8 protein-coding genes are annotated in these 9,229 nt (G+C 69.5%); 7 read left to right on the plus strand and 1 reads right to left on the minus strand.

From position 1 onward, the window contains the following. Nucleotides 1-4 precede the first annotated feature (4 nt). Together MZTS_RS22260 and MZTS_RS22265 are read left to right on the plus strand one after the other, a co-directional pair. On the plus strand, nt 5-1,819 hold the full coding sequence (locus tag MZTS_RS22260) for a zeta toxin family protein (protein ID WP_246482230.1): 1,815 nt from the start codon (nt 5-7) through the stop codon (nt 1,817-1,819). 236 nt (nt 1,820-2,055) lie between these two features. Further along, the gene (locus MZTS_RS22265; RefSeq protein ID WP_192285447.1) at nt 2,056-2,217 is read left to right on the plus strand and encodes a hypothetical protein; all 162 of its coding nucleotides are present in this window, start codon (nt 2,056-2,058) and stop codon (nt 2,215-2,217) included. Between the two features lie 328 nt (nt 2,218-2,545). Here the strand turns inward: MZTS_RS22265 and frc are convergent, their stop codons facing one another. Next, nucleotides 2,546-3,823 (minus strand): formyl-CoA transferase, encoded by a 1,278-nt coding sequence (gene frc / locus MZTS_RS22270; protein ID WP_192285448.1) that lies wholly within the window; start codon nt 3,821-3,823, stop codon nt 2,546-2,548. A gap of 381 nt (nt 3,824-4,204) precedes the next feature. On the opposite strand from frc, the gene MZTS_RS22275 reads away from it, so the two are divergent. The 5 genes from MZTS_RS22275 to MZTS_RS22295 form a co-directional block, all read left to right on the plus strand. Further along, a complete protein-coding gene (locus tag MZTS_RS22275; protein ID WP_192285449.1) occupies nt 4,205-4,888 on the plus strand; it encodes a GntR family transcriptional regulator in 684 nt (227 codons plus the stop codon). Nucleotides 4,889-5,324: 436 nt separating this feature from the next. After that, nucleotides 5,325-6,419 (plus strand): glycosyltransferase family 4 protein, encoded by a 1,095-nt coding sequence (locus MZTS_RS22280; protein ID WP_192285450.1) that lies wholly within the window; start codon nt 5,325-5,327, stop codon nt 6,417-6,419. A 19-nt stretch (nt 6,420-6,438) separates the two neighbouring features. Further along, complete coding sequence (locus MZTS_RS22285) at nt 6,439-7,524, plus strand: glycosyltransferase family 2 protein (protein ID WP_192285451.1); 1,086 nt, start codon at nt 6,439-6,441, stop codon at nt 7,522-7,524. A gap of 48 nt (nt 7,525-7,572) precedes the next feature. Then, nucleotides 7,573-8,622 (plus strand): glycosyltransferase family protein, encoded by a 1,050-nt coding sequence (locus MZTS_RS22290; RefSeq protein ID WP_192285452.1) that lies wholly within the window; start codon nt 7,573-7,575, stop codon nt 8,620-8,622. Between the two features lie 200 nt (nt 8,623-8,822). Then, the coding region (locus tag MZTS_RS22295) for an Hsp20 family protein (RefSeq protein ID WP_192285453.1) at nt 8,823-9,229 on the plus strand (407 nt) is incomplete at its 3' end.

Genomic DNA, 9,229 nt, shown 5'->3' on the forward strand with positions numbered 1-9,229 from the left:
CGCGATGGACTCCGCCGGGTCCGCCCCCATGGGCAGGCCGGAGAGCCGGCCCCGGGCGAAACCGGTTTTCGACGCCTGGAATCCGGGCCTCGAACCCGGCGTGCCCCGGGCGGTGCGCCCCCTCGCCACGGTGTTCCGGCCGGAGCACGTCACTCTGACCCTGGCCGAGATCTTCGAGCTGTCCGACTTGAGCGGCCTGCCCGCCACGCAGCTCGCCCCCTTCCGGGCCGAGCGCTTGGCGGTGCACGAGGTGCTGATCCGGGTGATGGCCGACATCTCGGTCCCGGTCGGCGAGGTCTATGCCGATCTCGGCCTGAATTTCCGTCGCATCGTCGCCATCCTGCTGCGCGAGGGCGTCACGCATCGCCTCGACGAGGTCTCGGCCGCCCTCGACGCCGTTCGGGCCGAGGTCGACGCGGTGCTGGAGCACGAGCTGACGGCCCTGTTCGGCGAGGCGCCCACCCCCACCCCCGAGCGCCGATCCTTCTTCGGACTGTTCCGGCCCCGCCGGACTTCCGCCCCGCCTCCCGCCTGGAGCGACGTCCAGGCCGAGGTGCTGGCGCGCCTCGACGAAAGGTGCCGGGCTGCCGACGGGTGCGAAAGCCTGGAGAGCGCCGCCCGCGAGGCCCTGCGCACGGTCTTCGGCCAGATCATCGCGCGGCAGGGCATGCTGATCCGCGATCCGGCGATCCTGCGGCGGCTCGCCGGAATCCTCGTCACCAACCGCTGCGGCAGCGACCGGATCGGTGCGCTGATCGCGCCCTGGATCGAGGCGGTGGCGCAGGCACAGGGCTATCGCCGACCGGCGCCGCAGGAGCGGCCGGTGGTCATGACCGTCAAGGGCGCCTCGGCCTCGGGGAAAAGCACGATCCGCCCGTATCAGCGCGGCCTCGCCGGACGGATCGGAGCGGAATGGGAGGATTTCGCCGTCATCACCCCCGATGTCTGGCGCAAGTTCCTGCTCGATTACGACAGCCTCGGTGAGGCTCGCCGCTATGCCGGACCGCTGACCGGGCATGAGGTCGAGATCGTCGATGCCAAGCTCGACCGCTACATCACGCGCAAGGCCGCTGCCGGCCAACTGTCACACCTGCTGATCGATCGCTTCCGCTTCGACAGCTTCTCCACCGAAGCCGGCAGCGACGGGGCCGGACAGCTCCTGACCCGGTTCGGCCAGCGGGTCTATCTCCAGTTCATGGTCACGCCGCCCGAGGAGACGGTGGAGCGGGCCTGGAAGCGGGGCGAGGAGTTCGGGCGCTACAAGGCCGTCGAGGATCTGCTCGCGCACAATGTCGAGGCCTATACCGGCATGCCGCGGCTGTTCTTCACCTGGGCCCTGCGCCGGGACCGGCCGGTCTTCTTCGAATTCCTCGACAACAGCGTGCCGAAGGGTGCGCGGCCGCTCACCATCGCCTTCGGCACCAACGACACGATGACGATCCTCGATGCGCGCGCGCTGCTCGCCATCGAGCGCTACCGCCGGATCGATATCCGTGCCCGCAATGCCGCCGAGGTCTATCGCGGCGTCGCGGCGGGATCCGAGGCCGATGCCGGCTTCCTGCGGGAGGTGCTGCGCCGGCTCGCCATCGTGCGCTTCGCCGAGCGTGGGACGGGGCGGGTTTTCGCGCGCTTCGAGACGGGACGGCTCGTCGGTCTCGATCGGGCAAGCCTCGCCGCGGCCTGGGCCGAGCCTGAGACGGCGCGGGCGCTCGCGATGATCGGAATTCCGCGGGAAGGCGGAGACCTGCCGCCGGTCACGGACATCCTGTCTCCGGCCGAGACCGCGACACTCGGCGCCTGGGGGCCGGGCAACGATTAGGCGAAAGGCGGAGCTTTTCATGGTGCGGCGCGAGATCGCGCCGCTGCCCTCGTGAGGGCCGCTCACCGCACGGCTCGGGGATTAATCCTGAAAATTCAGACCAGCCAGTCGCATCACATGCATCGGGCGCATGACTGTATCTGGTATTTTGTACTTCATATCCCACGGGCGGCGGGCTATCTCACGCTTAACCGCAGTGCATCATTCACGATGCCCAGCCTCCCTCGGAGACCATCATGCTCGCCACTTGGCTCGCCGCGCTCCTCTTCCTCGTCGCCGTTCAGGCCCTGCTTGTCGTCAAGCTCGCCGACCGGCTGACCGTCTCGGACGCCGCTCCGGCCGCTCCGGGTGCCAAGACGCCCCAGCCTGTCGAAGAGCGCTACGCTCAGGCTGCCTGAGGTCTATCCCGCCGCAGCGAGGCTTGAGCCGGTCCGTCTCCGCGCACGAGTCTCACTGACGCCATAGGCCCGGTTTCGACGGGCATGTCTGGCGCGGCGTCGCGATCCGTCGCGTCGAGAAAGGCTTGCAGCTCGACTTCGGAGTAATGTCCGAAGGCCTCTGCGAGAAAGGCGAGAGCGTCGTCGGACATCATCGCTTCCTCCCTGAACCGGCGCGCTGAATAGCGGCATCCCGCTATGTCGGACCGGGCCCACTTTGGTATCTGGCATACCAAAGCATGAAAAATCAAGCCATCGACAGCCGGGTTCGGCAAAATATCGCTAGGGCCTATTCCGCCGCAAGCCGCTGCACGGCCCCGACGGCTCCTGAGCCGAGGATGTCGCCGATCTCGGTGTCCGAGCAACCGAGGACCTCGCGCAAAATCTCGTCGGTATGCTCGCCGAGCAGCGGCGCGCGGGTCACCTCGGTCGGACTGGCCGACAACTTGATCGGGTTGCCCACCGTCAGGTAGGCGCCGCGGGTCGGGTGCTCGACCTCAACCACCGTCCCGTTCGCCCGCAGCATCGGATCCTCGGCGATTTCCTTCATGGAGAGGATCGGGCCGCAGGGGATCTCGTGGGCGTTGAGGATCTCCATCGCCTCGAACTTGTCGTGCTTCATCGTCCACGCCTCGATGCGCGTGAAGATCTCGTTGAGATGCGGCAGGCGCGCCTTCGGCGTGGCATAGGCCGGATCGGTCTTCCAGCCGGGCTCGCCGATGATGTCGCAGATCGGCTCCCAGACCGCGCCCTGCGTGATGAAGTAGATGTAGGCGTTGGGATCCTGCTCCCAGCCCTTGCATTTGAGGATGCGACCGGGCTGGCCGCCGCCGGAATCGTTGCCCGCCCGCGGCACGGCCTCCCCGAAGGGAATCCCCTCGCCGTACTGGCTGTATTCCATCAGCGGACCGTGGCCGAGGCGCTGCTGGTCGCGCAGCTTCACCCGGCAGAGATTGAGCACCCCGTCCTGCATCGCGCAGTCGACGCGCTGGCCCTGGCCGGTCTGGGTGCGCTGGTAGAGCGCGGTGACGATGCCGAGCGCCAGATGCAGACCGGTGCCGGAATCGCCGATCTGCGCCCCCGACACCATCGGCACGCCGTCGCGCCAGCCGGTGGTGGAGGCCGCGCCGCCGACGCATTGGGCGACGTTTTCGTAGACCTTGCAATCCTGATAGCGGCCCGGCCCGAAACCCTTCACCGAGGCCAGGATCAGCCCCGGATTGGCCGCCTGCAATCGCTCCCAGGTCAGTCCCATCCGATCCAGGGCACCGGGGGCGAAGTTCTCGACCAACACGTCGCACTCGCCGATCAGGCGCCAGAGGATCGCATTGCCCTTGGGGTTCTTGGCGTCCAAGGTGATCGAACGCTTGTTGTGGTTCAGCATCGTGAAATAGAGGCTGTCCACACCGGGGAGATCTTGAAGCTGCTGGCGCGTTGCGTCACCCGCACCCGGGCGCTCGACCTTGATCACGTCGGCGCCGAACCACGCTAAAAGCTGCGTGCAGGTCGGGCCCGATTGAACATGCGTGAAATCGAGGATGCGAATGCCCTCGAGAGCCTTGCCCATCGCAGTCTCCTCCCCAGGAGAATGGTGATTTCCGGCGCGCTTGATCCTGCCGATGGCGTCGGCCAGGCGGCGACGAAGGCGAGCGTGCCAGCTTTCGGACCTCCAGATGCGCAAGGACCGGTTGGAGGCGGCTAACCCTGCGCCCGGCGAGTACGGACGGCATCGACTCTGCGCATCATTTCTGGCATACCAAATGCCAGACGTCAATATTCCGAGGAAATGCTGCTCCGCTCGCACGCGCTCGTGAGCGGAACACCCTGGGCAGAACCGGCGCGCATAGGAGGGGATGCCTTGTCTTCCGTGATCCAAGACGCCATGCTGACTCGTCTCGATGCCCATCACCGGTCTCCTACCCATCGGCATCAAGGTCGATCCGAAGCGATGGAAAATTTCTCGATCAAGCCGATCGTCCCGGCGACGAGTCTGCGGACGCTGGCCTACGAAGCGCTGAAATCCGCCATCACCAACATGGACATCTATGGCCAGACCGGTGATGTGCGGCTGGACGAGCGCGGCCTGTCGCAGACACTGGGCGTCAGCCGCACGCCGATCCGCGAGGCGCTGACGGTGCTGGAGCAGGAAGGCTTCGTGCGCAACGAGCCCCGGCGCGGCGTCTTCGTGGTCAAGAAGACGAAGCGCGAGATCGTCGGCATGATCCAGGCCTGGGCGGCCCTGGAGAGCATGGCGGCGCGGCTCGCCTGCACCAACGCTTCCGACGAGGACCTGGCCTGCCTGCGCCGCTCCTTTCCGGAATTCTTCGAGGGCAGCCCGGCCGACCACCTCGACGAGTACTCGGAAGCCAACATCCGCTTCCACCAGAAGATCATTTCGCTGGGCCACAGCGAGGTGATCAAGGATCTGTGCAGCAACCTGCTGATGCATGTGCGCGGCATCCGCAATACGGCGCTCCGCCAGGGCGACCGCGCGTCAGAGTCGATCCAGGAACATGTCCGGATCATCGAGGCCCTGGAGGACCGCGACGCGGAGCGGGCCGAGCGCCTCGTGCGCGACCACGGCCTGGGCCTCGCCGCCCATGTGGAGCGCTACGGCAACCACTTGGACTGATACGGCCTCCGCTTGATCGGAGCGGGTTCCGTCTCGGCGAGCCCGCGCGGCGTCCGAGCGAGGCCGCCATCGCCGCCCCGAAGGGATCGAGCGGATCGCTTATGAGCCGTCCGCTCCCCGGCGTGCCGTGAGCCTCTCGAACAACCGACCCGGACACGAGACCCGCGCCGCCATCGGGCTGGCGCCTGGCCCGCCGACTCGCGCGCGCTCCCTCGTTCGCCGAACCGGTCACCGCGTCGGCGAACCTCGGGTCGAGCGCCCTGTGGCGCCATGTTCGGGGGCAAGCTGTGCCCTGCGGCTTTTTTCATCCATATCGTGCCGCTTCCTGAAGGGATCGTTCATCGGGCGTTCCGATAGCGAGCGTGATGGTAAGGCACAAAGCCTAGCCATTGGGCTCTCCCGCGAGCCCATCAGCCGCCGACGTCGGACAACGCCCTTGAAGATCGCCGTCATCGCCCATCTCAAGTTCCCGATCGGCCAGCCCTATCTGGGAGGGTTGGAGATGCACACGCATCACTTGGCCGGCGCGCTGCGTCAGCGCGGCCACCGGGTCACGCTGTTCGCCTCCGAAGGCTCCGACCCCCTGCTGGTGCCCGATCCGGTCTGCCCCCCGACCGGCGACGCGCTCGGCGATCCGGTCCTGTGCGAGACGATCGAGCGGGCGGAGTTCCAGGCCTATGAGCGGATCATGGAGGCGGTCGCGCGCGGCGGCTTCGACATCGTGCACAACAACAGCCTGCACGACCTGCCGCTGCGGGCGAGCAACGACCTGTCGGTGCCGATGACGACGGCCCTGCACACGCCGCCCTTCGAATCCCTCGCCGCCGGCGTCCGGGCGGCCAAGCCCGGCATGATCTTCGCCGCAGTCTCCCCCTCGCTGGCGCAGGAATGGCGCGACCTCGTGCCCGACGCCCGGGTCATCGGCAACGGCATCGATCTCTCGACCTTCGCCTTCCGGGCCGAGGCGGACCCGGCGGATTACGTGTTCTGGAGCGGGCGGATCGTGCCGGAGAAGGGCACGCATCTCGCCATCGATGCCGCCCGCGACGCCGGGCTCCGGCTGCGCTTCGCCGGCCCGAAGCCGAACCCGCGCTACTGGGACGAGTGGATCGCCCCGCGCCTCGGGGACGACGTGAGCTATGTCGGCCATCTCTCCCATCGGGACCTCGCCCATCAGCTCGGCGGCGCCCGCGCGGCCATCGTCTCGCCGCGCTGGGAGGAACCCTTCGGCCTCGTCGTCGCCGAGGCCCTGGCCTGCGGCACCCCGGTCGCCGCCTTCGGCCGGGGTGCCATTCCCGACATCGTCGACCGCCATTCCGGCGCGCTGGCGCCGGCCGACGACGTGGACGCCCTCGCCCGCGCGATCCAGCGTGCCGTCACCCTCGACCGCCGCGCCTGCCGCCGCAGAGCCGAGACGCTTTACGACGCCGATGTCATGACCGACGGCTACGAGGAACTCTACCGCGAGGTGTTGGCCGGCGCTCCCGCGAGCCGCGTCCGTGACGCCATCCTCGAACGGCCGGCGGCCTGATCCCGGGGAACGCCATCGCATGGGCACGAACCTCGGCCCCGCCGTCGTCTGCGTTCCGGCTCGCAACGAGGCCGAGCGCCTGCCCCGCCTGCTCCGCGCCCTCGCGGCCCAGGAGGGGTTTTCCGCGGCCGCGCCCCTGAAGGTCATCGTCGTCGCCAACAATTGCACCGATGGCACGGCGGACAGCGCCCGCGCCCTCGAAGGCTCCGGTGCGATCGATCGCCTCGCGCTGCGCCTGATCGAGGCGACCTACGTCGGGATCGATGCCCATGTCGGCACTGCCCGTCGCCGCGCCCTCGACGAGGGGGCCGCCTGGCTGGAGGCTGCCGGCACGCCGCACGGCGCGCTGCTCACCACCGATGCCGATGCTTGGCTCGACCCGTCCTGGGTCGGGGCGAACCTGCGCGCCCTGGAGCGGGCCGAGATCGTCGGCGGCCGCCTCGTGATCGACGAGGACGAAACGGACCCGGCGCTTGCCGCCTTCCACGCCAGGGTCGAGCGCTACTGGTCGGGCGTGCGCGCCCTCGAGGACGCCCTCGATCCGCCGCCTCACGATCCGGCCCCACGCCACGGCGACCATACCGGCGGCAGCCTTGCCCTGCGCGCCTCGCTCTACCGCGCGGTCGGCGGCCTGCCCGCGATTCCCCGCGGCGAGGACAATGCGCTGGTCGCGGCGGTTCAGCGAGCGGGCGGGCGCCTGCGCCACTGCCCCGCCGTCTCGGTGCGGGTCTCCGCCCGCACCGCCGGACGGGCCGAGGGCGGCATGGCCACCGAGATGCTGCGCCGCGCCCGCGTCGTGCGCGACGGCGAAGCCTACCGGCTGCCGGAGGCGGCCCACTGGCAGAGGGTGATCCTGCGCCGGGCCGCGCTGCGCCGGGCCTTTCGCGAGGGCGCCTCGGCGGCCTCCCTGCATGCGCTCGGCCTCGACGCGGCGGATCTCGCCGCCATCGACGTTCCGGGCTGCCCCAACGATATCGCCTTTGTGGAACGCGCCCATGCCCGGCTGGAAGCACGGGACGGCCCGGCCGCCGAATGCGGCCTGGACGAAGCGGTCGCGGGCCTGGACAACCTCGCCGCCTCCCTGAGGCCGGAGGCCGCCGCGTGAAGGCCCCCCGCGTGGCGCGGCCGGAGGATGATCGCAAGTGAGGGCCGCATGACGCGTCCGGTCGGCTATTACGTCCACCATCAGGGCGCCGGGCATTGGCAGCGGGCCGTGGCTCTGGCCCGGGCGCTCGGCGCGCTCGGCCGACCCTGCACGCTGATCGGCACCTTCGCCGGCCTCGACACCGCGGAGGCGCCCGGCCCCGTCCTCGACTTGCCCGACGACCGCCTCGACCGGGACTTCGACGGGCGGGACGGCGCGACGGATCGGCCCGAATGCTTCCACTACGTGCCGCTGAACCATCCCGGCATCCGGCGGCGCATGGGCCGCATCGCCGCCTGGGCGGCGGCCGACGATCCGGCGCTGATGATCGTCGATGTCTCCGCCGAAGTGGCGCTGTTCGCCCGCCTCCTGTCGGTGCCGAGCCTCGTCGTGCGCCTGTCCGGCACCCGCACCGACCGCCCGCATCTCGACGCCTTCCGCGCCGCCTCGCGGCTTCTCGCCCCCTTCCCGGAGGCGCTCGATGGTGGCGAGGTGCCGGACTGGGTCCGCGCGAAGACCCTCTATGGCGGCTTCCTCGGAGCGGCCCCCTCGGTCGCCGCTCCCGACGAGGATGGCCGCATCGTCGTGGTGTTCGGCCGCGGCGGCGAGGGCGGCGACGGCCGTGCCCTCGCGCGGGCCGCAGAGGCGGTGCCGGAGCGCGACTGGCACGTGCTCGGGCCGGTGACGAACATAGGGACCGGCCCGAAGAACCTGCATCTCCACGGCTGGGTCGCGGATGTGCACCCGCATCTCGCGCCCGCGTCCCTCGTCATCGGCGGGGCGGGCGACGGGCTCGTCACCGCGGTGGCGAGCCTGGGCAAGCGCTTCCTCTGCTTGCCCGAACCCCGTGCCTACGACGAGCAGGAGGCCAAGGCGGCAGCCCTGAAACGGCTGGGCGCCGCCATCGTCCATCGTGGCTGGCCCGACGCGCCCGCTTGGCCCGACCTCGTCGCCGAAGGCCTCGCCCTCGATCCGGGCATCGTCCGCGCGCTCGCCGATTCCACCGCCCTCGCCCGCACGGCGGATGCCATCGAGGCCCTGTGCCGGCAGGCCGGCTGAGAGGCCGCCGGCTCAGCCGACAGGAATTTTCCAGGAATTTTCAGAGCCTGATTCCGACGTCGCAAAAATCGACGGCGGCACCGGAACCCGGACCCGGCTTCCACGTTACGCGCGTGCGGGGCCCGAATGGGCCCGCATGGTGCCACCGGACCGCGCTCCGGTGGCTCTCGTCATCACGTTGCTCTCAGGAGGATGTGGTCATGGGGACCTTCGACTTCGCCCCTCTCTACCGCTCGACCGTCGGCTTCGACCGCCTGTTCTCTCTGCTCGATCAGGCCGCGCGGGTTGAATCTTCGACGACCTGGCCGCCCTACGACATCGAGAAGGTGGCTGAGGACGAGTACCGCATCACCATGGCGGTGGCCGGCTTCACGCCGGACGAGATCGACCTCACCCAGCACGATACCGTGCTTCTGGTCACCGGCCAGAAGAAGGGCCAGGAGGGTGATCGCCAGTACCTGCATCGCGGTATCGCCGCGCGTGCGTTCCGCCAGACCTTCAATCTGGCCGATCACGTGAAGGTCACCGGAGCTGCCCTGGAGAACGGCCTGCTCACCGTGAACCTCAAGCGCGAGGTGCCGGAGGCCCTCAAGCCCCGCCGCATCGC

The organism is Methylorubrum zatmanii (genome assembly GCF_014845115.1).
Taxonomy (GTDB): domain Bacteria; phylum Pseudomonadota; class Alphaproteobacteria; order Rhizobiales; family Beijerinckiaceae; genus Methylobacterium; species Methylobacterium zatmanii.

Bases quoted from the DNA above. Each gene is read 5' to 3' on its own strand.
- MZTS_RS22275 (WP_192285449.1), top strand. From the start codon at position 4,205: ATGGAAAATTTCTCGATCAAGCCGATCGTCCCGGCGACGAGTCTGCGG.
- MZTS_RS22290 (WP_192285452.1), top strand. From the start codon at position 7,573: ATGACGCGTCCGGTCGGCTATTACGTCCACCATCAGGGCGCCGGGCAT.
- frc (WP_192285448.1), bottom strand. From the start codon at position 3,823: ATGGGCAAGGCTCTCGAGGGCATTCGCATCCTCGATTTCACGCATGTT.
- MZTS_RS22285 (WP_192285451.1), top strand. From the start codon at position 6,439: ATGGGCACGAACCTCGGCCCCGCCGTCGTCTGCGTTCCGGCTCGCAAC.
- MZTS_RS22265 (WP_192285447.1), top strand. From the start codon at position 2,056: ATGCTCGCCACTTGGCTCGCCGCGCTCCTCTTCCTCGTCGCCGTTCAG.
- MZTS_RS22260 (WP_246482230.1), top strand. From the start codon at position 5: ATGGACTCCGCCGGGTCCGCCCCCATGGGCAGGCCGGAGAGCCGGCCC.